This is a genomic window from Thalassobaculum fulvum, assembly GCF_014652915.1.
GTDB lineage: Bacteria > Pseudomonadota > Alphaproteobacteria > Thalassobaculales > Thalassobaculaceae > Thalassobaculum_A > Thalassobaculum_A fulvum.
In genome coordinates, this window is sequence record NZ_BMZS01000002.1 from 44,590 (window position 1) to 69,055 (window position 24,466).

The window sequence follows — 24,466 nt, forward strand, 5'->3', positions numbered from 1 at the left end:
TCGGTATAGACGTAGCGGTCGTCGGCCGTCTGCTCGCCGCCGTACAGCGACAAGGTCCAGCTCTCCAGGGTGCCGGTGGTGCCGGCCTCGGTGTCGGCCACCCGCAGCGTCCAGTCGCCGAGCGAGCTCTCGCCGTACACCTGGGTGGTCATCAGCGACGTCGAGTCGCCGCTGTTCAGAAACGTCCCCATCTCGAAGACGTCGTCCGGCACGGCACCCCGGGGATCAAGCACGTTCAGAACGTTGTAGTCGGGGTTGTAGACGAGGTAGCTGGTGGTGCCCCGGGGCGAAACCAGCTCGATCCGCAGGTCGCCGATATCGCCATGCGGGAGCGTGACCTGCACCACCGCCGACTCGACCCGGATGTCCTGGGTGACGGTCACGGTCTGGCCGAGGCCGGCCGGATCGCCGTCCGGGATCGCCTGCGGCGAGTCCACCGTGCTGTCCAGCACCGTCAGGTTGGCGGTGGTGTGAGCCTCGGCGTTCCAGGTCTCCGCCAGCCGGGTCGCCGCCCGCGCGTCGACCTGGCCGAGGCCGAAGTCGTGACTGACCGTCAGCCCGCCGCCGTTCCAGTCGACCGCCCCGTTGGTGACCGTCGTCCAGGGATAGCGGGTGATCTGATCGGCTGCGGATTCTGCAGCCGCGGCTCGTTCCGGATCGGAGTCGTCCGGGATGGTCGCGGAGCCGAAGATGACCCGGTAGACATCGCTCTCGGTTAGCGGCGCCCCACCGGTATCGTAAGCCGAGTAGCCCAAGATCTCGGCGACGTCGCGATAGCCCAGACCGGGATTCGCCTGGAGAACCAGGGCGGCCACCCCGGAGACGATGGGCGCCGAGAACGAGGTGCCGAGCGTAAGGTCGAACGCCGGTACCTGCATGCCGTCGTTGCCGATGACTTGATCGCCCGGCGCCGTGACGAAGACGTTCGCCCCCGGCGATGAGAACACCGCGATCCGGCCATCGTCGTCGGTCGCCGCGACGTTGATCTGGTACGGCGAGTTCTGCTGTTCGCCGTAGGTCGACAGCATGAGTTCCGTGCGCGAGTTGCCGGCACAGAAGACGTTGACCGTGCCGAGTCCATCCCGACCATCCGTTGCCAGAAGCTCCATGGCGGATGGGACTCCCGGCGTCTCGTCAAAGGAGTAGGAATAGAAGCTGTTGTTCGAGACGTCGAAGTCGCCGGCCGCGGAGAGCGCGCCCACGATCGCATCGGCGTCGAACAGGCCGTTGGTCTCGGACGCCACGCGATAGCCGGTGAACGTCGCATCGTAGGCGACACCCACGACGCCTGCGCCGTTCAACGGCGCCGCGACGAAACCGGCGACCTGGGTCCCGTGGGAGTAGACGCCGGAAGCTGCGACAGCATCGTCGGCTCCCGTCACGAAGTTCCGGTCGACGGATGTATCGTAGTTGGCGGCCAAGTCCGGGTGGTCGTAGAACACCCCGTCGTCGATGACGACGACCCGGACGCCGACGCCGGTGTAGTCGGTCCAGGCGCCGTCGACCCGGACGTCCATGCCGGCGGTGCCGCCGGACTGCCCGGTGTTCTTCAGGTACCATTGCTGGTCGAACAGCGGCTCGACGACGGCCAGCGACATCGCGCCTCTCCCCCTGGCCTTGCCTCAGGCGCCGACCCAGTCGGCGGCTGCCTGGGCCATTCGGCCCTCGGCGATGCCGGCGCGCAGGAAGTGGTCGAGCGGATTGACGCCGGCCGCCGCGACGTCCGGGTTCAGGGCCAGATAGAGATCGGTGTCGAAGAACGCCGACGGGTCGCGGCCCTCCTGCCAGCCGAACTCCGCGTAATGCTGCAGCGGGTTGACCCCGGAGGCGGCCACGTCCGGGTTGTCGGCGAGGTAGCCGGCGCTGTCGAAGAACGCGTTGGCCGCCCGGCCCTCGTCGGCCCCGAAGGCCAGATAGTGAGCGTAGGCGGTGTCGACGGTGTAGCCGGCCGCCGCCAGGTCCGGGCTCATCGCCAGATACAGTGCCGCATCGAAGCCGATGTCCGACAACTCCGAAGGCACCGCGACCGCGGTGTAGCCGTCGTCGAACCCCAGCACCTCGACGTTCTCGAGGGTGTCGCTGCCGTCGGCACCGGTCAGCAAGACGGTGCCATCGGCGTTCGCGGTGAGCACATAGCCTCCGCTGTCGCCGGAAAAGATGGCGACGTCGAGCGCCCGGCCGCCGTCGATGGTGTCGTCGCCGGCAGCGCCCGAGAGCCGGTCGTCGCCGCGCCCGCCGATCAGGTGGTTGGCCGCCGCCGAGCCGGTCAGGGTGTCGTTGCCGTCGCCGGTGTACAGGTTCTCGATAGCCGTGCCGTCGGCGATCGCGACCGCCGCGCCGTCGATGGTTCCGCCGGCCGTCAGGTCGATGGCGACGTCGCCGGAGACCGCCGACGCGTTCAGGGTGTCGATGCCACCGTCGGTGTCGGTCAGCACCGCCCGGGAGGTCTCGTCGGCCGACAGCTCGCCGTACTGGTCGGTATAGACGTAGCGGTCGTCGGCCGTCTGCTCGCCGCCGTACAGCGACAAGGTCCAGCTCTCCAGGGTGCCGGTCGTGCCGGTCGCGGTGTCGGCCACCCGCAGCGTCCAGTCGCCGAGCGAGCTCTCGCCGTACACCTGGGTGGTCATCAGGTCGGCGGTGTCGCCGCTCGCCAGGAACGTGCCGTTTGCCAGTAACTCGTCGGGCAGCGGTCCGCGCCCCAGGATCCCGTAGATGTCGTAGTCGGGGTTGTAGACGAGGTAGCTGGTGGTGCCCCGGGGCGAAACCAGCTCGATCCGCAGGTCGCCGATGTCGCCATGCGGGAGCGTGACCTGCACCACCGCCGACTCGACCCGGATGTCCTGGGTGACGGTCACGGTCTGGCCGATGCCGGCCGGATCGCCGTCCGGGATCGCCTGCGGCGAGTCCACCGTGCTGTCCAGCACCGTCAGGTTGGCGGCGGTGTGGGCGTCGGCATTCCAGGTCTCCGCCAGCCGGGTCGCCGCCCGGGCGTCGACCTGGCCGAGGCCGAAATCGTGGCTGACCGTCAGGCCGCCGCCGTTCCAGTCGACCGCCCCGTTGGTGACCGTCGTCCAGGGATAGCTGGTCACGAGGTCCGCAGCCCGCTCGAAGGCGTCGGTCACTTCATCGGAGAAATCGTCGGGGATCGTGCTGGAGCCGAAGGCATCCTGGTAGATGTCCTCGGCCGTGAGCGGCGCGCCGCCGGTATCGTAGGCTGAGTACCCGAGGATCTCGAAGACGTCCCGGTAGCCGAGTTCCGGATTTGCTTCCAGCACCAGGGCGGAGACGCCCGAGACGATCGGCGCCGAGAACGACGTGCCCTTGGTCAGGTCGTACCCGAAGCTGTCGAGGCCGTCGAGGCCGAGCACCCCGGTTCCAGGTGCCGCCAGGAAGACGTTGGCCCCGGGCGTGGAGAAGGCCGCGATCCGGCCGTCGTCGTCGGTCGCGGCAACGTTCATCTGATAGGGCGAATTCTGCAGGCCGCCGTATGTCGACAGGATGGTCTCGTAGCGCTCGTTGCCGGCCGCAAAGACGTGCACGGTTCCGAGCCCGTCCCGCCCGAAGGTCGCCGTGTCCTCGGCCCCGGCGAGAAGCACCGCGTCCTGCGAGAATATCTCGTTGCCGTAGCTGTTGTTGCTGATGTCGAAAGCGCCTGTGGCAGGAAAGCCCTCGTCGAGCCCGATGAAGTCCCCTCCGTCGTCGGTCACCCGATACGCCGTGAACGTCGCGTCGAACGCGACGCCGACGATCCCGGCGGTGTCCTGCGTCGATGCGATGAACCCGGCGACCTGGGTCCCGTGCGAGTATTCGCCGGCCACCGCCATGCCGTCGTCGACGTTCGTCACGAAGTTGTAGTCGACGCTCGCATCGTAGTTCCCGGCGAGATCTTGGTGCTGGTGGAACGCCCCGTCGTCGACCACGACGACCCGGACCCCGTCGCCGGTATAATCCGTCCAGGCGCCGTCGACCCGGATGTCCATCCCGGCGGTTCCGCCCGACTGGCCGGTGTTGCGCAGGTACCACTGATCGCCGAACAGCGGATCGCTTGGCGTGAAGGTCACGGCCCCTCTCCCCGTCACAGGTCGCTCCCGGGAACATACCTATGCGACGCCCGGCCCGGGTCAACGGCGGCGGCGGAGTTTGAGACGGACGGGCGAAACTTTGAGACGGACGGTGCACCGCGACGCTGCGGACTCCCGCTGCCGGCCGTCCTGGGCGAGTATCCCGCTGCCAGACCGACCGCACAGGAACCCGGCCATGACCGACGCGCTTCAAGCCGCACTAGCCGACGCGGCAAGCCTCCTGTCGCAGGGCCACCGGGCCGAGGCGGAGCGGGCCTATGCCGCGATCCTCGCCGGCGCACCGGGCACGCCGGCCGCCCTCGCCCAGCTCGGGGTGCTGGCCCTGCAGCGGGGGGACGCCAGCCGGGCCGCGGAGCTGCTGGCGCAGGCGGCCGCGAAGATGCCGTGGGTCGCCGCCCTGCACGCCAATCTCGGCACCGCCCGGCGTCGCCTGGAGCACCATGCCGACGCCGTCGAACCGCTGCGGCGGGCGGCCCTGCTGGCGCCCGGCGCCGGGCCCTACGCCGCCCTGGGTCTCGCCGCCAGCCAGGCCGGCAGACGTCGCCTCGCGACCGCCGCCCTGCGGATCGCCACCGCCCTGGCGCCGGTCGATCCGGACCTCTGGTACAATCTGGGGGTCGTGCTGATGGAGGACGGCCGGCTGGCCGACGCGGCCGCCGCCTACCGCCGGCACGGCCGTCTGCTGCGCGGCCGGCCAGCCAACCAGGATGGACGGGCTGGCACCGACCCGCTGCCCGCCCTGCCGACCGAGCCGGTGCGGCCGATCTCGCGCCTGACCTGCAAGCACCGGCTGGAGCACGACCGCGACCAGCTGCGCTGGCTGCGCGACCGCAGCCTGCTGCCCGACGACCTCGCCGGCGAGCCGGAGGCCTATCAGGCGGTGCTCGACGGGCTGAGCGACGACGAACGCGCGGCGATCAGCTTCACCCTGCCGGAGGACCGGTTCGCGCCGATCGCCCGCAGCTACGGCCGGTTCGTCCGGCTGGAGCCGTCGAACTGGGGCGACCGGCCGGCACTGTCGGACGCGGTCGACTGGCCGGCGATGGAGGAAGCGTTCCTGGCCGGCGATCCGCGTGCGGTGACCGTCGACGGCGTGCTGACCGACGCGGCGCTGGCGGCGCTCCGCCGGGTCTGCCGCGCCTCCACCTTCTGGCACCAGATCAAGGGCGCCGGCTATCTCGGGGCGTATTTCCGGGAGGGCTTCAACGACCCGCTGGTCGTGCGCATCGCCGAGGAGCTGCGGGCCCGCCTGCCCCGGGTGCTGGGCGGCCTGCCGGCGCGGGTGATCTGGGCCTACAGCTACGACCAGGGCATGGTCGGCATCAACCCGCACGCCGACTTCGCGGCCGTGAACATGAATTTCTGGATCACCGTGGACGAGGCCAACCTGGACCCGGAGACCGGCGGCCTGCTGGTGTACCGCAAGGCGGCCCCGCCGGAATGGGACTTCCGGACCTACAACACGACCTCGGCCGACTTCATCTACGACTATCTCGGCGAACGCCGTACCGACGTGATCCGGGTGCCGCACCGCGCCAACCGGGCGCTGCTGTTCGACAGCCGGCTGATCCACGAGACCGACGTGTTCCGGTTCAAGCCGGGGTTCGAGAACCGCCGGATCAACATCACCATGCTGTTCGGCGAGGGCGGGAAGTAGCCGCCCGCCCCGTCAGCCGTCGGCCAGCAGCCGGGTGCCCTGCCAGGCGCCTTCGCGCACCATGTCCGCCGTCTCCGCCAGCAGCGTGTCGGCGAAGATCCGCACGGCGTTGGTGGCCGGCCGGACCAGAGAGCGGGTCAGCACCAGCTTGCGGGTCGGCGTCGGGCCCTCGATCGGGGCGGTGCGCAACGAGCCCGCCTTCCGCTCCGCGTCGACCGCGGCCAGCGGCAGGACGGTGTGGCCGAGCCCGCGCGCGACGAGGTCCTTGAGGGTTTGCAGCGAGTCCGCCTCGACCGTCACTCGCAGGCCTATGCCGAGGTCCGCCGCCTGGCGTTCCAGCAGGGTCCGCAGCCCGTGCCGCGGCCCCGGCAGGATCATCGGCAGCCCGGCCAGGGCGGCGAAGGGCGTCGCCCGGTCCGGGCCGAGGCCCGAGGCGCGCGAGCCGATCAGGAACAGGGTCTCCTCGATCAGCGGCTCGGAGCGGACATGGCGGGTCGCCCCGGTCTCGTACATCACCGCGAGGTCGAGATCGCCCCGCTGCAGCATGTCGAGGAGATAGCCGCTGAAGGCAGGCACGACGCGCACCGTCACCTCCGGATAGTCGCGCAGGAACCGCTCGACCAGACGCCCGGCGATCACCTCGCCGGCGGTCGGCGGCACGCCCAGGCTGACGGTGCCCTTGACCGCCCCGCGCTCGGCCGAGACCTCGGCGCGGGTGTCCTCGACCAGCCGCAGGATCGCGGTGGCCCGCTCGGCGAGGATCTGGCCGGCGGCGGTCGGCACCATGCCGCGGCCGTGGCGCGCGAACAGCCGGACCCCGAGCTCGTCCTCCAGCAGGCGGATCTGCCGGCCGAGCGCCGGCTGGGCGACGTGCAGCCGGTCGGCCGCCCGGCTGAGGCTGCCGAGCTCCGCGACCTGCAGGAATGTCCTGAGCTGCCGGAGATCCATGAGCTAGATAATAACGGCATATCTGAATAAGAAATATGCTTCTCGTGTTTCTCTCGACCGCCCGGTAAGCCGGACCCCGCCGCAGTTCGGACCATGTGGAGGCGAGATGACCGCGATGCCGGCCGTGCAGGCCCCGTCATGGCAGGACGAGATCCTGCCGACCCTCAAGAGCTTCGACGTGAAGCACGTGGTCTACGTGCCCGACGCCGGGCACGCCGCCGCGATCCGCGGCGCCGAACAGGACAACGACATCGTGTCGGTCGCCCTGACCACCGAGGAGGAAGGCATCGGCTACCTCGCCGGCGCCTGGCTCGGCGGTGAGCGCGGGGCGCTGCTGATGCAGTCGAGCGGGGTCGGCAACTGCCTGAACACCCTGGCGCTGCAGACCATGACCCGGTTCCCGCTGCTGATGCTGGTGACCATGCGGGGCGACTGGGCCGAGTTCAATCCCTGGCAGAACCTGATGGGCCAGGCCACCGAGGCGGCGCTGAAGCTGATGGGGGTGCGGACCTGGCGGGCCGACCACCCGGCCGACATCCGGCGCCTGGTGCACGGCGCCGCGACCATGGCGTTCAACGGCGGCGAGGCCTGCGCCGTGCTGCTCGGCCAGAGCCTGATCGGCGAAAAGAAGTGGGTGAAGTGAGATGAACGCTGCTCTCGACCGCCGCACCGTCGCGGCGACGCTCCTCCAGGATCGCGGCGACCTGCTGGTCGTCACCGGGCTCGGCTCGGCCAGCTACGACGCCTTCGCGGCCGGCGACCACGACGGCAATTACTACCTCTGGGCCGCCATGGGCAGTGCCGCGACGGTCGGCTTCGGCCTCGCCATGACCCGGCGCGAACGCCCGGTCCTGGTGCTGACCGGCGACGGCGAGATGCTGATGGGCCTGGGTGCGCTGGCGTCGATCGGCCAGAAGCTGCCGCCGAACCTGACCATCGCCGTGCTCGACAACGGCCACTACGGCGAGACCGGCATGCAGGCCAGCCACACCGGCCGCGGCATCGAGCTGTCCCGGTTCGCGGCCGCCGCCAACTTCCCGTGGACCGGCGTGGTGACCGACATGGACGGCGTGGCGGCACTGCGCGAGCGCATCCACGCGAGGAGCGGCACCACGTTCGCCAGCATCAAGATCGCGGCCGACGAGCTGCCGCGCGTCCTGCCGCCGCGCGACGGCGTGCACGTGAAGAACCGCTTCCGGGCCGCCCTCGGCCTGGCGACGATCTGACCGCCCACGGAGGAACCGATGACCGCTGCCGACCAATACGGCGAGATCCGCGAGGCCGTCCGGGCGCTGTGTGCCGAGTTCCCCCCGGAGTACCACCGCGGGGTCGACGAGAAGCGCGGCTATCCCGAGGCGTTCGTCGACGCGCTGACCAAGGCCGGCTGGTTGGCCGCGCTGATCCCCGAGGAATACGGCGGCTCCGGCCTGGGGCTGGCCGAGGCCTCGGTGATCATGGAGGAGATCAACCGCTCGGGCGGCAACTCCGGCGCCTGCCACGGCCAGATGTACAACATGGGCACCCTGCTGCGGCACGGCTCGGAGACGCAGAAGCGGCTGTACCTGCCGAAGATCGCCAGCGGCGAGCTGCGCCTGCAGTCGATGGGGGTGACCGAGCCGACCACCGGCACCGACACCACCAAGATCAAGACCAAGGCCGAGCGCAAGGGCGACCGCTACGTGGTCAACGGCCAGAAGGTCTGGATCTCGCGGGTCCAGCACTCCGACCTGATGATCCTGCTGGCCCGCACCACCCCGCTCGCCGAGGTCAAGCGCAAGTCCGAGGGCATGTCGATCTTCATCGTCGACCTGCGCGAGGCGATCGGCAGCGGCATGACCGTCCGGCCGATCCCGAACATGGTCAACCACGAGACCAACGAGCTGTTCTTCGACAACCTGGAGATCCCGGCGGAGAACCTGATCGGCGAAGAAGGCCAGGGCTTCCGCTACATCCTCGACGGGCTGAACGCCGAGCGCACCCTGATCGCCGCCGAGTGCATCGGCGACGGTTACTGGTTCGTCGACAAGGTCACCGCCTACGCCAAGGAGCGGACCGTGTTCGGCCGGCCGATCGGCCAGAACCAGGGGGTGCAGTTCCCGATCGCCGAGAGCTTCATCGAGATCGAGGCCGCCAACCTGATGCGCTTCGAGGCCTGCCGGCTGTTCGACGCCCACCAGCCCTGCGGCGCCCAGGCCAACATGGCCAAGTACCTGGCCGCCAAGGCGTCCTGGGAGGCGGCCAACGCCTGCATCCAGTTCCACGGCGGCTTCGGCTTCGCCAGCGAGTACGACGTCGAGCGCAAGTTCCGCGAGACCCGGCTCTACCAGGTGGCGCCGATCTCGACCAATCTCATCCTCAGCTACGTCGCCGAGCACGTGCTCGGCCTGCCGAGGTCGTTCTAATGCCGCAAGCTGCGCGCCTGCCCCTGGAAGGCCTGACCGTCATCGCGCTCGAGCAGGCGGTGGCCGCCCCATTCTGCACCGCGCGGCTGGCCGACGCCGGCGCCCGGGTGATCAAGATCGAGCGGCCGGAGGGCGACTTCGCGCGCGGCTACGACGACGTCGCAAAGGGCCAGAGCAGCTATTTCGTGTGGCTGAACCGCGGCAAGGAGTCGATCGTCCTCGACCTCGCCTCGACCGACGGCAAGCGGGTGCTGGGGGAGCTGCTGGGCCAGGCCGACGTGCTGGTCCAGAACCTCAAGCCCGGCGCCATCGAGCGCCTGGGCTTCCCGATCCCGGATCTCCGCCGCAGCAACCCGCGGCTGGTGGTGTGCTCGATCACCGGCTACGGCGACAGCGGCCCGCTCGCCCAGCGCAAGGCCTACGACCTGCTGATCCAGGCGGAATCGGGGCTGTGCTCGATCACCGGCGGCCCGTCGGAGCCGTCGCGGGTCGGGCTCTCGGTGGTCGACATCGCGACCGGCGCCACCGCCCACGCCGCCATCCTGGAGGCGCTGATCGCCCGCTCGATCGGTGGCGAGGGTGCGGACATCCGGATCTCGATGTTCGACGTGATGGCCGACTGGCTGACCGTGCCGCTGCTCAACCACGAAGGCGGCAAGTCGCCGCGCCGGGTCGGCCTCGCCCACCCGTCGATCGCGCCCTACGGCGCGTTCCCGACCCGGGACGGCGGCGCCATCCTGATCTCGATCCAGAGCGAGCGGGAGTGGGCGAGCCTGTGCCGCCAGGTGCTGGCCCGTGAGGACGCGGTCACCGACGAGCGGTTCGCCACCAACGTCGCGCGGGTCCGCAACCGGCCGGAGACCGACGCCATGGTCGGCGCGGTGTTCGCGGCGCACGACACCGCGGAGCTGGAGCGGCTGCTGGACCGCGCCGACATCGCGTTCGCCAAGGTCAACGACATGGCCGCCCTGTCGGACCATCCGCACCTGCGCCGGATCACCGTCGACACCCCGGCCGGCCCGGTCTCCTACCCGGCCCCGGCGCCGATCGTCGTCGATGCCCCGCGCCAGTACGGCCCGGTGCCCGCGGTCGGCGAGCACCGGACACTGTCGAAGGCCTAGGGTCAAGACGCATTGGTTGATCCGGACCGTGTCAGTTGCAGCAATCGAACCTGCCCCGTTGAAGTCGACGACGACCGGGCCAACTCCCGCCGCACAAGGGTCCATCCCGGCGGGGGCGGGGAAGCCGCGGGACCGAGCGCCCGATCGCTGTAGTCCGTCTTGTTCTGGGGCTCACCGGAGGCCCGGCCCGATGACGTGCCCAGGCGTGAAGCGTTCATCTTGTCCGGCGCATTGACGGCGAGACAGAGCGGCCGTCCCCTTGGGCGGGTGCGACGAATGAAATCGCCGCACAGCCGTGACGACGTGCCCGCTTGGAGACGAACGGCACGGCGCCACCGCCTGCCGTGGTGACAGAGCCCGGAAGCTCCGGCCCCAGGTGATCCAAAGACGGCTCTCGGCTCCGGCAGGCCGAGGCTCTCATTATCCTTGAGGGACTAATGGAGGGCAGGTCACTCTCAATGCTTGATGGTCGGGAGGGGGGAAATGAGCAAGCCTGTGGTGCTGTTCGGCACCGGCGACATCGCCGAGTTGGCCTGGTTCTGCCTGACGCAGGACGCGGGCCGCCGGGTTGCCGGCTTCACGGTGGACAAAGCCTATCTAGAGAAGTCCGAGTTCCACGGGCTGCCGGTCGTTCCGTTCGAGGATATCCAGGAACGGTTCCCGCCCGAGGAACACGAGATGCTGATCGCAGTCGGCATGGCGGACGTCAACCGCTTGAGGGCCCGGAAATGCAGCGAGGCGACGGAGAAGGGCTATTCGCTCACGTCCTACGTCAGTTCGCATGCGACGACCTTTCCGGGTTTCTCCTGCGGCCCGAATTGCTTCATTGGCAGCGGCAATACGATCCAGCCGTTCGCCCGCCTCGGGGCCAACGTGATGCTGGTCGCGAACACCTACATCGGCCATCACGTCGTGATCGAGGACGACTGCCTGCTGGGCGCCGGCGCCGTGGTCGCCGGCCAGAGTTCGGTCGGCCGCGGGACCTTCATCGGCGCAAACGCGACGATACGGGACCACGTCCGGATTGGCCGACACTGCATAGTCGGCGCGGGTTGCCTGTTGCTGAACGACGCGCCGGATTTCTCGGTATTCAGGGGACCGGCCGCCGAACCTGCGGCGGTGTCGAGCCGCGATCTGTGGCGTCTTTGAGACAGGCTGGTCCCGATCGCGACGTCGAGCGCTTTGCCCTGTGATGACCCTGTCGGACTTTCCTTTCCAAGTGGCAAGACTGCTTTCGCATGACCCGGACCCGGAAACCGGAGAGACGGTCGAAAGCGCTGTCCGCCGATTGTGCGCCACCCGGTCGATGCCGGCGATCCTGGAGGGTGTGAAGGCCATCGCCGAAGGTCGAGGACCGAACCGGGGCCGGACGGCAAGGATGATCGTCGTCACTCTCCTGTCGGCAGGCAACGGTTCCCCGTCCTGCCGCCGGCTTGGCCTGTTCCTGCTGCTCGTCGGCCTCATGGATGGGCACCAGGGCAGAGACTCGTTTTTCAGTCGATTTCTTTCTTGCTACTCAAGATCCGAGAACGATTCCGTCAGTAAGTGTATTGGCCCTTTAGCCTTGTCGTCCTCGATTATTTTGCGGCTGGTGGTCGATTCGAGCTTGCTGGCCCGGCTCAGCCCCGCGCTGGCGTCGATGTTGATATTGTTCTTCAACTTGTCCGAAGGTGCGATGAGCTGTTCGGTCAAGCTTGGAAATCTGCGGGGCGGCGACCGGTCCCTGCCGCCGGACATATCATGGCCGCTGGCCCTGCGGATGGGGCTGTTCATGTTGCAGCGCCTGAATCCCTTCCATCGAGACAACCCCGAAGTCCCCCTCGCCGTCATCACCTGCGCGCTGAGCGAGGGCTACCGTGACCGATGGGGAGGAATCGAGCACCGGTCCCTGGTCGCCCGCGCGAGTGCCGCATCCGAGCGATTGGCCGCGGCGGTCGTTCTGATGGCTTGTGAGGAGGATCCCGCCAGGGCTCGTCTCGTGGCCCCGCCGGTCCAGGTCCGATTTGTCCGGCCCGCTCCCGCCACCGAGACGGTCCTGGAAAGCGACGGCTCCGAGTTCGTCGGCTACCGGCGCGATCCACGCAGCCGCGAGGTCACCGGCATCGAGCGTGAGCGGCCGAGGGAGGTTCCGCGCCATCCCCGCCATCGCTGTCGCTTCCGGTGGAACAACGAACCGGTCGTGCGGGCCCGGTTCGCCAACGCCACCGTCACTCCCACCGGTCTGGTCTTGTTCGGAGATGATGCACTTCTCGAGTACGAGTTCGCCAACCAGGTGAACCGGTCCGGATACGCGATCGACCCCTTCCAGTTGCACCACCATAGCGAGGTGCTGTCGTCGACGGACCATGCCGCGGCCCTGAGAACGTTCGAGTCCCGGCATGTCGACTCGGCGGTTCTTCTTTCGGGCCTCGGCAACCTTCACAATTTTGGCCACTTTATCATCAATGGAATTTTCCGACTGTCCGTTTACGATAAAAAACACTTTCAAGAATCGAAGATTATTTTACCAACCGTAAAGTATCAATTTCAGGAAGAAATATTGAACTACTGTGGGTACCCGTCGTCATCTCTCGTCTTCACGGAGAATCGGGTCGGCGTGTCCGTCGGCCGACTCGATGTGTTCGAAGAAGCGCCGCATGGGCTGGTGGCCGCCAATCTCGCCGAAGCGTTCCGCGCCGAGCTTCCGAGACCACGCAGATGCGAGGGGCCGCGGCGCATCTACGTGGCCCGACCGCATACCGCGGCCCGGCCCCTGACCAATGAGGCCGCGATCGTCGAGCGACTGGCCGCCCAGGATTTTCAGATACTCCGCCCGGAGGAACTGCCGTTCCACGAGCAGGTTTCCGCTTTCGAAACCGCAGACGTCATCGTCGCGCCGCACGGCAGTGCGCTCTTCAATCTGTGGTTCTGTTTCGGCCAGAAGCGGATCGTGGAGATCCGGACCAAGGTCGCGACGCCCGCCGCACGATACGCTCTGCTTGGCCATCAGGTGATGCAGGTGCCGTCGCGCGTAGTGGAGGCCCACGACGGCGCGGATGGCACCTCCTACGAGGCCGATCTGACGTCGCTCTTCCAAGCCGTCGAGTGGGCCCTGGATTCTTAGTGCCGGCATATGATGGCAGGCCACGCCCATGATACGGCCAGATCGCTACGGGGCCTCCCGATCCATCACAGGCCGGGACCAAGCCCCTACACCGCGTCCTTCTCGTTGCCGTAGGGGGCGATGTCGCGGGCGTCGAACATCAGACGGATCAGCGCCGGCCCCTCGTGCGCCAGCGCGGCGGCGAAGGCCGGCCGCCACTCGTCCATGCTGCGAACCGTCCAGGCGGCGGCGCCGTAGCCGCGGGCGATCAGCTCGAAGTCCGGGCTGCCCATGCGGGTGGCAAAAGAGGACTCGTCGCCGTAGCGGTCGAGCTGGCCCTTCAGGATCGAGCCGTGCACCTCGTTGTCGCACAGCACGACCTTGATCGGCACGCCCTCGCGCACCGCCGTCGACAGCTCCTGGCCGTTCATCATGAATCCGCCGTCGCCGACGAACGCCACCACCGGGCGGCCGTCGTTGGTCGCCAGCGCCGCGCCGATCGCCCCCGGCACCCCGCAGCCCATGGCCCCGCTGGGCGAGCCGCCCTGGGTCTGCGGCCGGGTGAAGCGCAGGTAGCGGTGGAACCAGCGCGCGAAGCTGCCGCCGTCGGTGACCAGCACCGCGTCGTCGGGCAGGGTCTCGCGGATCGCCGCGGCGATCTTCGACAGGTCCATCTCGCCGTGGATGTTGACATTGCCGGGGGTCGAGAACGCCAGGTAATGAGCATGCAGCCCGTCGCGCCACGCCAGCCGGTCGGCAGGCGCCGCCGGCAGCCGCGCGGTGATCGCCTCCAGGGTGGGCGCCACGTCGGCCTGCACCGGGACCGCGGCACCGAAGCGGGCCAGCACCACCGCGTCGGGATGCACATGCGCCAGCCGCTTGCCCTTCACCATCGCCTCCTCGCGGCTGGTGATGCCGTCGAGCCGGCTCCCAAGCACCACCAGCAGGTCGGATGCGGCGACCGCCTCGGCCTGGTACGGGACCGGGTTGATCTCCAGGTGCCCGGCATAGGCCGGCAGCTCGTTGTCGATCACGTCCTGGCAGCGATAGGCCGCCAGCACCGGCGCGCCGAGGGCCGCGGCGAACGCGGCCAGAGGCTCGCGCGCCTCCGGGCGGCGGGCCAGCTCACCGGCCACGATCACCGGCCGCTTCGCCTCGCCGAGGGCGGCGACCAGGGCGTCGAGCGACGCGGCGTCGGCGACCACCGCCGGCCGCACCACCGGCCCGAGCTCGGCCGGGACCGGCACCTCGCCGTCGCCGAAGTCGCGCGGCATGGTGACGACGACCGGGCCCGGCCGGCCCTCGACCGCGATCTCGACCGCACGCCGGGCCAGCGCCGGCAAATCGGCCGGCGACGACGGCTCCAGCACCGCCTTGGTCATCGAGCCGAACGCGGCGGTGGCGTCGATCTCCTGGAACGCCTCGCGGCCGCGGGCGTAGGAGCGGATCTGTCCGATGAACAGCACCAGCGGCACCGAGTCCTGCTGGGCCGCGTGCAGGCCGATCGAGGCGTTGGTCGCCCCCGGGCCGCGGCTGACGAACACCGCCGCCGGCCTGCCGGTCAGCACGCCGTAGCCGTGCGCCGCGAACGCGCCGCCGGCCTCGTGGCGGACCGACACCAGGCGGATGCGGTTGCGCTGGTGGCGCAGCGCCTCGACCACCGGCAGGAAGCTCTCGCCCGGAACCGTGAAGGCCGTATCCACGCCGGCATCGACCAGCGCCTCGACCAGGGCTGCGCCTGCTTCCATGCTCGAACTCTCCTGTGGTGACCGAACGGTCGGGTCGTCTCGGGGATGCGTCGTCTCGGGGATGCGCCGGAGGACTCCGGCGAAAGGCAGGAACCGCAGGGCCGCGACGGCCCTCCGGACGGGTTTTCTACGCCGTCCCGGCGCGCGGGTCGATGGGCAGCAGCTTGGAGAACCCGGTCAGTTCCTCCAGCAGCGCCGCTGCGGCCAGCAGGCCGGCCTCGTCGTGCGGCTTGCCGACGATCTGCAGGCCGACCGGGCGGCCGTCCTCGGTGAAGCCGGCCGGGATGCTGATTGCCGGGCAGGCGCTCAGGGTGATCGACGAGGTGGTAATCGAGGCGGCGATGTAGTTGTCGAACTTCACGCCGTCGACCTCGTCGATGTGGGTCTTGTTGACGTCGTAGGGCGGCACCACGCTGGTCGGCAGCAGCAGCAGGTCGTAGGTGTCGAAGAACGCCACCAGGCGGCGATAGAAGGCGGCGCGCTCGCGCTCGGCCCAGGCCACCTGCTCCGGGGTCTGCTTCAACCCCTTCTCGGTGTTCCAGATGATGTCCGGCTTGATCATGGGACGGTGGGTCTTCAGCCGCTCGCCGTGGGTGACCACGAAGATCATGGCACGCAGGATCTGGAAGGCCTCGCCGATGTCGCCGACCTCCGGGCAGGCCGCCTCGACGGTCACGCCGGCGCCCTCGAGCTTGCGGACCGTCGCCTCGCAGACCGCCCGCACCACCTTGGAGACCGGCGCCGATCCGCCGAGGTCGGGCGTCCAGGCCACCCGCTTCGGCCACCACGCCTTGTTCTCGGCGAGCGCGGCGTCGACGGTGTCGGCATAGCCGCGGGCCGGGGCCAGGCGGGTCAGCGGATCGTGCGGGCACAGGCCGGCCATGGTGTCGAGGAACAGCGCGATGTCCGGCACGTTGCGCGCCATCGGCCCCTCGACCGAACTCGGGCTGAACAGGTTGTTGGCGGTGCCGCGGGTGACCCGGCCGGGGCTCGGGCGCAGGCCGACCGTCGAGGTGAAGGACGCCGGGCCGCGCAGCGAGCCGCCGTGGTCGGAGCCGTGCGCCAGCCAGACCTCTCCGGCCGCCAGCGCCGCCGCCCCGCCGCCGGTCGACCCGGCCGGCGTCAGCGCGGTGTTCCAGGGATTGCGGGTCTTGCCGAATACCTCGTTGTAGGTGTTGCCGCCGGCCCCGAACTCCGGGGTGTTGGACTTGGCGATCACCACCCCGCCGCGGGCCTCGATCCGCTTGACCAGCGGGTGCGAGGCGGTCGGCACGTGGTCGGCGTGGATCGGCGAGCCGTAGGTGGTGCGCACGTCCTCGACGTCCATCAGGTCCTTGATGGCGACCGGCAGCCCGGCCAGCCAGCCCCGCCCGCCATCCGGCCGGGTCGTCGGCAGTTTCCTCGCGAACTCGCGGGCCCGGTCGAGGCACAGGGTCGGCAGCGCGTTGATCGCCGGCTCGACCGCCTCGATCCGCGCGGCCGCGGCGTCGATCAGCTCCAGCGGCGACACCTCGCCCGCTTCCAGCAGCCTTACCGCCTCGCGGGCCGTCAGCCGCACCAGTTCGTCGCCGCTCGCCATGCCGTCCTCCCTCCAGGTTGCGGGGAACTGAAGCAAGGCGGCGGCAGGCGGTCAATCGCGGTCGCGGGCCGGGCTGTTCAGAACAGCGTCTCCGCCTGCATTCCCATGGCGCCCAGGATGACGGCCGGGAACAGCACCAGGTACAGCACCGCGAAACTCCAGTAGGCGACCGGCTGGGTCGCCCGGCTCAACCGGCCATGCGGGACGATCAGCCAACCGCTCCGCAGGCCCTGGTCCAGCAGGTCGATGCAGCCGGCCATCAGCAGGTAGAGCAGCAGGTAGCGGATCGGCTCGAAGCCGAAGCCGTTGACCAGCACGTCCGTGACCACGAGGCCGAGCCCGACGACGAAGACCCCGATCGCGACCGCCGATCCGATGCGCATCCCGCCCTCCGCCCCTGCCTGCGTGGTGCCGGGCCCGAAGATACGCTAGCCTCCGTTGTCCGGCGAAGAACTCGCGGGAGGGTGCCCATGCTGGCAGGCTTGATCCACGAGACTCCCCTGCGGGAGCTCTACCGCGTCTGGTGGGCTCGCAGCGGCGAGGGACGGCGTTTGCCGGACCGCGGTGAGATGGACATGCTCGATCTGCCGGCGGAAGCCCTGCCGCATGCCTTCATCTACGAGCACGAAGTCGACGGACGGTTCCGTTGCCGACTGGCCGGCACGTGTTTCGTCGAGGAACTGGGCTACGAGCCGACAGGGCAGTACCTCGAGGGCATGCTCGACCCGGTGCTCGGCCGCAGTCGCGTCGCGCTGTACCAGGAATGCGTCGGCGTCCCGCGCGCCATCTACTACCGGGCGCGGCTGACCCCGATCGGGCACGAGCACAGGGAAAGCGGGCGCCTGCTCCTGCCGGTGGCAGGCCCCGACGGGTGTGTCCGCTTCGTCTTCGGGGGCATGATGGTTCTCCGCCTGGCGACCGCGAGCTCGGCCCACGCCGATGCCGACGGCATGATCGAAGTGCACCGGGGACCGCCGGTCGGCGACGGTGCCAAGCTGAGCTGCGGGTAACCGGAATGGCCGGACCGATGAGCCTGCGGATCGCCGCGCTTCTTTTTCTGGCCATGACCGCGGTGGCCCGGGCCGATCCCTGCGGGCCGCAGCTGATCGTCGACTTCGTCGAGGACGTCTCGGACCATTTCATCCTGATGAACGCCAGCGAGCCCGGCTGGACCGTGCGGCGGGTCGAGATCGACCTGCGCGCCAGCGCCGGCCGGCTGATCTTCGACGTGTCCGAGAGCGGCGCCGGGGTCAGCAGCTGGCGGCCCTATGCCCAGGCCGGCGGCACCGCGGTCGCCGTCGGGCACACCGAGGTGACCGACGGCGACAGCCTGCTGACCGTCGCCTTCGCCCGCTTCGACCCCGGCGAGCGCTTCCTGTTCACCATCGACCTGGACGACACCCTGCCCGAAGGCACCCAGACCTGGGTCGACGGCGCCGAGATCGCCGGCGGCCGGGTCAACGCGGTGTTCGCCGGCCCCGACGGAAGCGAGGTCGAGCGCTCGGCCCCGTTCGAGCCCGACAGCCGGGCGGATACCGGACGGGGCGAGAGTTGTCTGGTGTCGTAGGCGGCTGGTGGATCCCGGAGCCCGCTGCGCGTCTCCGGGATGACGACAGCGAGAAGAGTCCACCGACCTCGCCTAACCATCACCCGTCATCCCGGAGAGCCCCGGACCCGATCCGGGGCGGCTCCGGGACCCACCAAGCGACGGGCGACCCTCAAGCCACCCGGTCGCCCTTCTTCACCTGCACCGTGCGGTTGTCGACCGCCGGCAGCATCTTCGCCGGATCGCGGGTGACGACCACGTCGAGCAGGGTCGGGCGGCCCTTCTCGGCCATCGCCGCCTGCAGCGCCGGCCCGAGCTCCTCCGGGCGCTCGACCCGGATGCCCTTGCAGCCGAAGGCCTCAACCACGGTCGCGTAGTTGGTCTCGGCGAGGTCGGAGGACTGGTAGGCGCCCTCGCCGTACATCAGGTGCTGCAGGGCCTTCACGTAGCCGGAAGCGGCGTTGTTGACGACGATCACGGTGAAGGCGAGGCCGAGCCGCCGGGCGGTCTCGAGCTCGCCCATCACCATGTTGAAGCCGCCGTCGCCGGTCAGCGCCACCACCGGGCCGAGCTTGTCGTGGGCCGCGCCCAGCGCCGCGCCGATGCCGCCCGGCACGCCGTAGCCGATCGAGGCGAAGCCGCGGTCCGGCACGAAGCCGCGGCCCGGCTGCTTGGTGTCGTACAGCAGCCCGCCCCAATGCGCCGCGAAGCCGCCGTCGGCCACCAGGGTGGCGTCGGCCGGCAGGTTCAGGTTCAGCTCGTGCATCAGCCGCGCCATGTTGATCGGCCGCTCCTCGGAGGTCAGGCGCGCGTCGACGTCCTGGCGCCACGCCGCCATCCGCTTCGGCACGTCGCCGGCCCAGCCGGCCAGCTTCTCCTTCATGCCGCTGCCGGCGAGTGCGGCGCGCATCTCGTCGAGGGTCGCGCGGGCGTCGCCCCACAGGCTGAGCGCCGGGGTCAGGGTGCGGCCCATCTCCTCGGCGACGATGTCCAGGTGGATCACCGTCTTGCCCTTGGGCGGCACGGTGTAGCGCTTGGTGGCGATCTCGCCGAGCTTGCAGCCGACCACGAACAGCAGGTCGGATTCCTCGATCAGCTTGTTGGCGATCCGGTCGTAGCGGCCGAACAGGCCGGCCGACAGCGGGCTGGTGCAGGCGACCGCGCCCTTGCCGCTCATGGTGTGGGCGACCGGGATGTTGGTCGCCTCGGCGAATGCCGTCACCGCCTCGGCGGCACGGCTGATGTGGATGCCGCCGCCGCACAGCATCAGCGGCCGCTCCGCCGCCTTCAGCATGTCGACCGCGGTGTCGAGGGCGGTGGCGTCCGGCCGGACCCGCAGCGAGGGGGCCGCGCGGTGGATCGGGTCGACGACGAACTCCTCCTCGTCGAATGGATAGGTGGCGTGGCAGACGTCCTCGGGCACGTCCAGCACCACCGGCCCCGGCCGGCCGGAGGTGGCGACCGCGAAGGCCCGGCGCACCAGCTCGGGGATGCGCTCGATGTACTCGACCCGGATCACTTCCTTGACCGCCGGCCGCAGGATGTCGAGCTGCCGGCTCTCCTGGGTCATGTTCTTCCAGGAGTGCAGGCGGTGGGTGTCGCCGACGATTGCCACCACCGGCACCCCGGCGTTCAGGCTCTCGACCAGCGCGGTCACCAGGTTGGTGGCGCCCGGGCCCAGGGTGGCGTCGCACAGCCCGACCCGGCCGGTCACCTTGGCGTAGGCGTCGGCGGCGAAGGCGCCGCAGCGCTCGTCGTTGATCAGGTAGTGCTTCAGCCCCATGCGGCGGGCGGCGTCGTAGAACGGCAGCAGCTGGAAGCCACCCATGCCGAACATCGGCCCGCCCTCGAAGGCCTGCAGCATCCGGGCGAGCGCCTCGCCCCCGGTCATCTCGTTGGTCGGCATGGAAGTCCTCTCATGTCCTTCGTTCGGCGGCGGGAGCCTGCCGTTGTATCCCAGTTCCTCATCCCGGACGGCCGTCGGCCGATCCGGGACCTACCTGTCGCCTTCCCCTCCCCATGGGTCCCGGCTCGCCTGGCGGCGTCCGGGATGAGGGTGGAGGGGTGAACGGCCGGCGCTAGCTCTCCGAAACCACCGCCCGCGCCGCCTCGGCGATCTTCTCGGGGGTGACGCGCAGCATGTCCTCGAGCGGCGGCGCGTAGGCGATCGGCACGCGCGGCGATCCGAGGCGCTTCACCGGCGCCTTCAGGTCCTTGAAGCAGTGCTCGGCCACGGTGGCCGCCACCTCGGCGCCGAAGCCGCCGACCTGCACCGCCTCGTGGGCGACCATCAGCCGGCCGGTCTTCGCGACGCTGGCGAACACCGCCTCCCTGTCCCACGGCCAGAGCGTGCGCAGGTCGATCACCTCGGCCTCGATGCCCTCGCCGGCCAGGGTCTCGGCCGCCTTGGTGGCGGCGTGCACGGTCGCCGACCACGACACGATGGTCAGGTCGCGGCCTTCGCGCGCGGTGCGGGCGACCCCGAACGGGACGGTCACGTCGCCGTCCGGCACCTCGCCTTCCAGCGCCCACATGTTCTTGTGCTCGAAGTACACGACCGGGTCGTCGGAGCGGATCGCCGCCTTCAGCAGCCCCTTGTTGTCGGCCGGGGTCGACGGGCAGACCACCACCAGGCCGGGGATGTGGGTGTACCAGCCCTCGAGCGACTGCGAGTGCTGGGCGGCCGAGGAGCGCCACATGCCCATCGGCTCGCGCACCACCAGCGGCACTCGTGCCTGGCCGCCGAACATGAACCGCGCCTTGGCGGCCTGGTTGATCAGCTCGTCGACCGCGCACAGCGCGAAGTCGGCGAACCGCATCTCGACCACCGGCCGGGTGCCGGTCATCGCCGCCCCGACCGCGGCCCCCAGGATCGCCGCCTCGGAGATCGGCGCGTCGGAGATCCGCAAGGGGCCGAACTCCTCGACCAGTCCCTTGTACTGGCCGAACACGCCGCCGCGCCCGAGGTCCTCGCCGACCGCCCAGACCAGCGGGTCGCGCCGCATCTCTTCCGCCAGGGCCTGCTTGCCGGCCTCGCCGTAGGTCATCGTCGCCATCAGAACGCTCCCTGGCGCGGGTCGCCCGCGTCCTGCACGTCTTCGTATCCGCGCGACAGCGGCGGCCAGGGCGCCGCCTTGGCGTCGGCGTAGACCGCGTCCATCTCCTCCCTGGCGTCGCGCTCGTGGCCGGCCAGCACCGCGCCCTTCACGCCGGCATCGGCGAGCACCTGGGCGAGGCGCGCGATCGGTTCGTGCCGCCAGGCCTCGTCGACCTCGTCCTTCGGGCGATACGGGGCGGCGTCGGCGGCGGTGTGGCCGGTCAGCCGGTAGGTCTTGGCGACGATGAAACGTGGACCGCCGCCGGCACGGATCGCCGCCACCGCCTCGCGCGCCGCCTCGTCGACCGCCATCACGTCGTTGCCGTCGACCTCGACCGCCGGCACGCCGAGCGCTTCGGCCCGGGCCGCCGGCCCCGGCCCGCCGGTCATGGCGGCGGTCCGCGTGGTCGAGGCGAAGCCGTTGTCCTCGCACACGAACAGCGCCGGCAGCTCGAACACCTTGGCCCAGTTCAGGCCCTCCAGGAACGGGCCGCGGTTGATCGCACCGTCGCCGAAGATCGAGCAGGCGACGCGGTTCTCGCCGCGCAGCCTGATGGCGTGGGCGGCGCCGGCGGTGATGTGGATGTTGGCGGCGACCACGCCGTTGGCGCCCAGCATGCCGACCTCGAAGTCGGCGATGTGCATGGAGCCGCCCTTGCCGTGGCTGGTGCCGCCCTCGCGCCCCAGCAGCTCGCGCATCATCGCCGTGGCGTCGGCACCCTTGGCCAGGGTGTGACCGTGGCCGCGGTGGGTCGAGGACAGGATGTCATCGCGGTTCAGGTTGCAGCACACGCCGACGGCGATCGCCTCCTGCCCGATCGACGGGTGGATGGCGCCCAGGACCAGCTTCTCGGTGTTGGCCTGGAGCGCCGCCTCCTCGAAGGCGCGTATCCGCCACATCAGGCGGTGGTGCGACAGCAGACGGTCGATATCGAGATTGCGCGGCACTTGGGTCGCGGGCACGGGCATTCCTCCCTCACCCGCGCTTGAATTCGTATGATCTTGTATGCGGGCGAACGAAGTCTAGGAAGCGCCGCGACGGGGGGTCAAGCGGTGGCGCACCGCCCCGGCGATCCTCTGCATGACCTCGGCCCAGTCGCCCTCAGTCCGTTGCCGGAACAGCCGCATGGTCGGGTACCAGGGGCTGTCCTCGCGGTCGAGCAGCCAGCGGAAGTCGGGGATTCTGCGCAGCGCCACCCAGGTCGGCCGGCCGAGCGCCCCGGCGAGGTGCGCAAGCGCGGTGTCGGACGAGACCACGAGGTCGACGGCCTCGGCCACCGCCGCCGGGTCGACGAACGAGTCCGGACCACTGTCGTAGTCGTCGCCGAGGGTCTCGACCGTCATGCCGGCCGGCAATCGCGCCAGCTGCTCGGTACCGTGGCGCGCCTGCAGGGCGATCAGCCGGACGCCGGGAACCGCCGCCAGCGGCGCGAACGCGGCAAGCGGGATCGATCGGCCGCGATCCACCGGATTGTCGGGGTTGCCCTGCCAGCACAGCGCGATCCGGAAACCGCGCTCGCCGATCCGGGCACGCCAGTGCGCGACCCGCTCGGGTTCCGGCACGAGGTAGGGGATGTCGGCGGGAACGGTCGCGAGCGACGTCCCCAGCATGGCTGGAATGCGTGACAGCGGGGTCTGGAAGTCCACCGGTCGGTCGGGGCGGGACGCCCGGACCTCGACGGTCGGCAGCGCCGCCGCGAACAGCCGGACCATGTAGGCCGGCGCCATCAGGACTACCGCCGCCCGGTCGAACGGGGGACGGCGCAGAAACCGGAGGTACTGGATCATGTCGCCGCGACCCTCGTCGCCGACCACCAGCAGCCGCCGGCCGGCGAGCGGTTCGCCGGCCCAGAGCGGAATGCCGGACACCGCCTGCAGCGGCGGCTGGTCAGGCATCGACCAGCGGGCCTCGCGCTCGCGCCAGCCCTCGGGCATCTCGCCCTGCAGCAGCCTGAGGTAACCGCGGGCATGGACCGGCGCCGGATCGCCCGGACGCCGCCGCACCGCGTCGTCGAACGCAGCCCGGGCCTCCTGGAGCCGTCCCAGCCGGTGCAGCGCCAGGCCGCGGTTGAGCCCGGCCTGATCGTCGCCCGGTGTCCCGGCCAGAACCGCGTCGGCGGCGTCCAGCGCCTCGCCGGGACGGTCGAGGTCCAGCAGGACGGCGGCCATCGCGTTGTGCGCCGCCGCACTCCCCGGCTCGACCTGCACCGCCCGCCGGGCGGCGGCGAGCGCGGGTTCGAGGCGGTTGAGGCGCCGCAGGGCCACCGCGGCGTTGCCGTAGGCGCGGCCGAAACCCGGATCGAGCACCGCCGACCGCCGGAACGCGGGCAACGCCGCGGCCGGTCGGCGCCGGCCCAGTTCGAGCGCTCCCAGAAGGAGCTGCCCGGCCGGGTGGCCGAGCGCCTTTCCGGCGTCTGCCGACAACGCCGACAGGGCCGCATCGGCCCGCCCGTCCTGATACAGACGGTAGGCGGCGGCGACGGCGGGCGGAACGGGCGCGGAACGGATCATTCGGCCGATCGAAGGGTGGCGGTCGCCCGTGATGCCACAGCCGGGCGGTGACGTTAAGGCCGAGGCTTGCCCCGCGCGGCGCGACGCGCTTGAGTCGCAGCGGGGCACGACGCCGACGACCGGAGACCGAAGATGCCGCCGACCCGCCTGCTTGCCGCCTTCGCCCTTCTCGCCGGCCTGCTCGCCGGCTGCGGCTCGAACCGCGCCGAGCTCGCCCGCCTGGCCCCGTACGGCGCCGAGCCGCGCCAGCCCTGCGGCGAGACCACGCGCGGCATCTCGCTCCGCGACATCGGCGACGAGGTCGAGGACTGGAACATCGAGGACGCCCGCGACGAACTCGGCCCGCCGCTCATCGTCAAGGACGAGGGCGGGATCAGGCGGGCCGGCTGGTACGACATCACCATCGGCCAGCAGACCTGCGGCACCCTGCTGTCGATCATGGAGCGCGGCGACCAGCGGATCGTCGTCGTCCAGGACCTCAAGCCGCACCAGATCTGGCAGGTGCTCGACGGCCGGTTCCCGGAGTAGGGCCCGGTGATCCGGCCGCCGGGTCCCGGGTCGCGCTGCGCTTGCCCGGGATGAGGCTCGAAAGGTGACATCCCTCATCCCGGACGCCGCCTTGTGGCGATCCGGGACCCACGGAGCGACGGACAACCGCCCAATTTCCTCGACAATCCGGCGCATGGCCTGTAT

20 protein-coding genes are annotated in these 24,466 nt (G+C 70.3%); 10 read left to right on the forward strand and 10 right to left on the reverse strand.

Annotation, left to right across the window (positions count from 1 at the left end; translation table 11 throughout):
• Both IE246_RS03270 and IE246_RS03275 read right to left on the reverse strand, forming a co-directional pair.
• On the reverse strand, positions 1–1,598 hold a 1,598-nt coding region (locus IE246_RS03270), incomplete at its 3' end, for a S8 family serine peptidase (RefSeq protein WP_189987513.1).
• A gap of 24 nt (positions 1,599–1,622) precedes the next feature.
• Positions 1,623–4,061 (reverse strand): S8 family serine peptidase, encoded by a 2,439-nt coding sequence (locus IE246_RS03275; protein ID WP_189987514.1) that lies wholly within the window; start codon positions 4,059–4,061, stop codon positions 1,623–1,625.
• A gap of 196 nt (positions 4,062–4,257) precedes the next feature.
• On the opposite strand from IE246_RS03275, the gene IE246_RS03280 reads away from it, so the two are divergent.
• A complete protein-coding gene (locus IE246_RS03280; protein WP_189987515.1) occupies positions 4,258–5,739 on the forward strand; it encodes a tetratricopeptide repeat protein in 1,482 nt (493 codons plus the stop codon).
• 12 nt (positions 5,740–5,751) lie between these two features.
• Here IE246_RS03280 and IE246_RS03285 read toward each other — a convergent pair whose 3' ends face one another.
• Positions 5,752–6,687, reverse strand: a complete 936-nt coding sequence (locus IE246_RS03285; protein ID WP_189987516.1) for a LysR family transcriptional regulator — start codon at positions 6,685–6,687, stop codon at positions 5,752–5,754.
• Between the two features lie 106 nt (positions 6,688–6,793).
• On the opposite strand from IE246_RS03285, the gene IE246_RS03290 reads away from it, so the two are divergent.
• The 6 genes from IE246_RS03290 to IE246_RS03315 all read left to right on the forward strand — a co-directional run bounded on the left by IE246_RS03290 (position 6,794) and on the right by IE246_RS03315 (position 13,313).
• Positions 6,794–7,330 carry a thiamine pyrophosphate-binding protein gene (locus tag IE246_RS03290; protein ID WP_189987517.1) on the forward strand — a complete coding sequence of 179 codons (537 nt, stop codon included), beginning with the start codon at positions 6,794–6,796 and terminating at the stop codon, positions 7,328–7,330.
• A 1-nt stretch (position 7,331) separates the two neighbouring features.
• Positions 7,332–7,913 carry a thiamine pyrophosphate-dependent enzyme gene (locus tag IE246_RS03295; protein WP_189987518.1) on the forward strand — a complete coding sequence of 194 codons (582 nt, stop codon included), beginning with the start codon at positions 7,332–7,334 and terminating at the stop codon, positions 7,911–7,913.
• Between the two features lie 18 nt (positions 7,914–7,931).
• Positions 7,932–9,089 carry an acyl-CoA dehydrogenase family protein gene (locus IE246_RS03300; protein WP_189987519.1) on the forward strand — a complete coding sequence of 386 codons (1,158 nt, stop codon included), beginning with the start codon at positions 7,932–7,934 and terminating at the stop codon, positions 9,087–9,089.
• Positions 9,089–10,210, forward strand: a complete 1,122-nt coding sequence (locus IE246_RS03305; RefSeq protein WP_189987520.1) for a CaiB/BaiF CoA transferase family protein — start codon at positions 9,089–9,091, stop codon at positions 10,208–10,210. Before IE246_RS03300 ends, IE246_RS03305 begins: the two co-directional genes overlap by 1 nt.
• A 483-nt stretch (positions 10,211–10,693) precedes the next feature.
• A complete protein-coding gene (locus IE246_RS03310) occupies positions 10,694–11,359 on the forward strand; it encodes an acetyltransferase (RefSeq protein ID WP_189987521.1) in 666 nt (221 codons plus the stop codon).
• A gap of 43 nt (positions 11,360–11,402) precedes the next feature.
• Positions 11,403–13,313 carry a glycosyltransferase family 61 protein gene (locus IE246_RS03315; RefSeq protein WP_189987522.1) on the forward strand — a complete coding sequence of 637 codons (1,911 nt, stop codon included), beginning with the start codon at positions 11,403–11,405 and terminating at the stop codon, positions 13,311–13,313.
• A gap of 86 nt (positions 13,314–13,399) precedes the next feature.
• On the opposite strand, the gene IE246_RS03320 is transcribed toward IE246_RS03315, so the two are convergent.
• From IE246_RS03320 to IE246_RS03330, 3 genes are all read right to left on the reverse strand, one after another.
• Positions 13,400–15,040 carry a thiamine pyrophosphate-binding protein gene (locus tag IE246_RS03320; protein ID WP_189987523.1) on the reverse strand — a complete coding sequence of 547 codons (1,641 nt, stop codon included), beginning with the start codon at positions 15,038–15,040 and terminating at the stop codon, positions 13,400–13,402.
• A gap of 127 nt (positions 15,041–15,167) precedes the next feature.
• Entirely contained in the window at positions 15,168–16,619 is a 1,452-nt protein-coding gene (locus IE246_RS03325; RefSeq protein ID WP_189987524.1) for an amidase, read from the reverse strand.
• A 77-nt stretch (positions 16,620–16,696) separates the two neighbouring features.
• Positions 16,697–17,002, reverse strand: coding sequence for a hypothetical protein (locus tag IE246_RS03330; protein WP_189987525.1), 306 nt, complete (start codon positions 17,000–17,002; stop codon positions 16,697–16,699).
• 87 nt (positions 17,003–17,089) lie between these two features.
• On the opposite strand from IE246_RS03330, the gene IE246_RS03335 reads away from it, so the two are divergent.
• Together IE246_RS03335 and IE246_RS03340 are read left to right on the forward strand one after the other, a co-directional pair.
• Positions 17,090–17,629 (forward strand): PAS domain-containing protein, encoded by a 540-nt coding sequence (locus IE246_RS03335; protein ID WP_189987526.1) that lies wholly within the window; start codon positions 17,090–17,092, stop codon positions 17,627–17,629.
• Between the two features lie 5 nt (positions 17,630–17,634).
• Positions 17,635–18,186, forward strand: a complete 552-nt coding sequence (locus IE246_RS03340) for a hypothetical protein (RefSeq protein WP_189987527.1) — start codon at positions 17,635–17,637, stop codon at positions 18,184–18,186.
• A gap of 151 nt (positions 18,187–18,337) precedes the next feature.
• Here IE246_RS03340 and IE246_RS03345 read toward each other — a convergent pair whose 3' ends face one another.
• From IE246_RS03345 to IE246_RS03360, 4 genes are all read right to left on the reverse strand, one after another.
• Positions 18,338–20,071, reverse strand: a complete 1,734-nt coding sequence (locus IE246_RS03345) for a thiamine pyrophosphate-binding protein (RefSeq protein ID WP_189987528.1) — start codon at positions 20,069–20,071, stop codon at positions 18,338–18,340.
• A 172-nt stretch (positions 20,072–20,243) separates the two neighbouring features.
• The gene (locus tag IE246_RS03350; RefSeq protein WP_189987529.1) at positions 20,244–21,221 is read right to left on the reverse strand and encodes an alpha-ketoacid dehydrogenase subunit beta; all 978 of its coding nucleotides are present in this window, start codon (positions 21,219–21,221) and stop codon (positions 20,244–20,246) included.
• Positions 21,221–22,225: a thiamine pyrophosphate-dependent dehydrogenase E1 component subunit alpha gene (locus IE246_RS03355; protein WP_373297847.1), complete on the reverse strand. Its 1,005-nt coding sequence runs from the start codon at positions 22,223–22,225 to the stop codon at positions 21,221–21,223. Before IE246_RS03355 ends, IE246_RS03350 begins: the two co-directional genes overlap by 1 nt.
• A 60-nt stretch (positions 22,226–22,285) precedes the next feature.
• Positions 22,286–23,773 (reverse strand): tetratricopeptide repeat protein, encoded by a 1,488-nt coding sequence (locus tag IE246_RS03360; protein WP_189987531.1) that lies wholly within the window; start codon positions 23,771–23,773, stop codon positions 22,286–22,288.
• Positions 23,774–23,905: 132 nt separating this feature from the next.
• Here IE246_RS03360 and IE246_RS03365 point away from each other — a divergent pair, with 132 nt between their 5' ends.
• Positions 23,906–24,301 (forward strand): hypothetical protein, encoded by a 396-nt coding sequence (locus IE246_RS03365; RefSeq protein ID WP_189987532.1) that lies wholly within the window; start codon positions 23,906–23,908, stop codon positions 24,299–24,301.
• Positions 24,302–24,466 lie beyond the last annotated feature (165 nt).

Excerpts from the sequence above, each read along its gene's own strand:
- IE246_RS03280 (WP_189987515.1), top strand. The coding sequence starts at position 4,258 with ATGACCGACGCGCTTCAAGCCGCACTAGCCGACGCGGCAAGCCTCCTG.
- IE246_RS03285 (WP_189987516.1), bottom strand. The coding sequence starts at position 6,687 with ATGGATCTCCGGCAGCTCAGGACATTCCTGCAGGTCGCGGAGCTCGGC.
- IE246_RS03290 (WP_189987517.1), top strand. The coding sequence starts at position 6,794 with ATGACCGCGATGCCGGCCGTGCAGGCCCCGTCATGGCAGGACGAGATC.
- IE246_RS03295 (WP_189987518.1), top strand. The coding sequence starts at position 7,332 with ATGAACGCTGCTCTCGACCGCCGCACCGTCGCGGCGACGCTCCTCCAG.
- IE246_RS03300 (WP_189987519.1), top strand. The coding sequence starts at position 7,932 with ATGACCGCTGCCGACCAATACGGCGAGATCCGCGAGGCCGTCCGGGCG.
- IE246_RS03305 (WP_189987520.1), top strand. The coding sequence starts at position 9,089 with ATGCCGCAAGCTGCGCGCCTGCCCCTGGAAGGCCTGACCGTCATCGCG.
- IE246_RS03310 (WP_189987521.1), top strand. The coding sequence starts at position 10,694 with ATGAGCAAGCCTGTGGTGCTGTTCGGCACCGGCGACATCGCCGAGTTG.
- IE246_RS03315 (WP_189987522.1), top strand. The coding sequence starts at position 11,403 with ATGACCCTGTCGGACTTTCCTTTCCAAGTGGCAAGACTGCTTTCGCAT.
- IE246_RS03320 (WP_189987523.1), bottom strand. The coding sequence starts at position 15,040 with ATGGAAGCAGGCGCAGCCCTGGTCGAGGCGCTGGTCGATGCCGGCGTG.
- IE246_RS03325 (WP_189987524.1), bottom strand. The coding sequence starts at position 16,619 with ATGGCGAGCGGCGACGAACTGGTGCGGCTGACGGCCCGCGAGGCGGTA.
- IE246_RS03330 (WP_189987525.1), bottom strand. The coding sequence starts at position 17,002 with ATGCGCATCGGATCGGCGGTCGCGATCGGGGTCTTCGTCGTCGGGCTC.
- IE246_RS03335 (WP_189987526.1), top strand. The coding sequence starts at position 17,090 with ATGCTGGCAGGCTTGATCCACGAGACTCCCCTGCGGGAGCTCTACCGC.
- IE246_RS03340 (WP_189987527.1), top strand. The coding sequence starts at position 17,635 with ATGGCCGGACCGATGAGCCTGCGGATCGCCGCGCTTCTTTTTCTGGCC.
- IE246_RS03345 (WP_189987528.1), bottom strand. The coding sequence starts at position 20,071 with ATGCCGACCAACGAGATGACCGGGGGCGAGGCGCTCGCCCGGATGCTG.
- IE246_RS03350 (WP_189987529.1), bottom strand. The coding sequence starts at position 21,221 with ATGGCGACGATGACCTACGGCGAGGCCGGCAAGCAGGCCCTGGCGGAA.
- IE246_RS03360 (WP_189987531.1), bottom strand. The coding sequence starts at position 23,773 with ATGATCCGTTCCGCGCCCGTTCCGCCCGCCGTCGCCGCCGCCTACCGT.
- IE246_RS03365 (WP_189987532.1), top strand. The coding sequence starts at position 23,906 with ATGCCGCCGACCCGCCTGCTTGCCGCCTTCGCCCTTCTCGCCGGCCTG.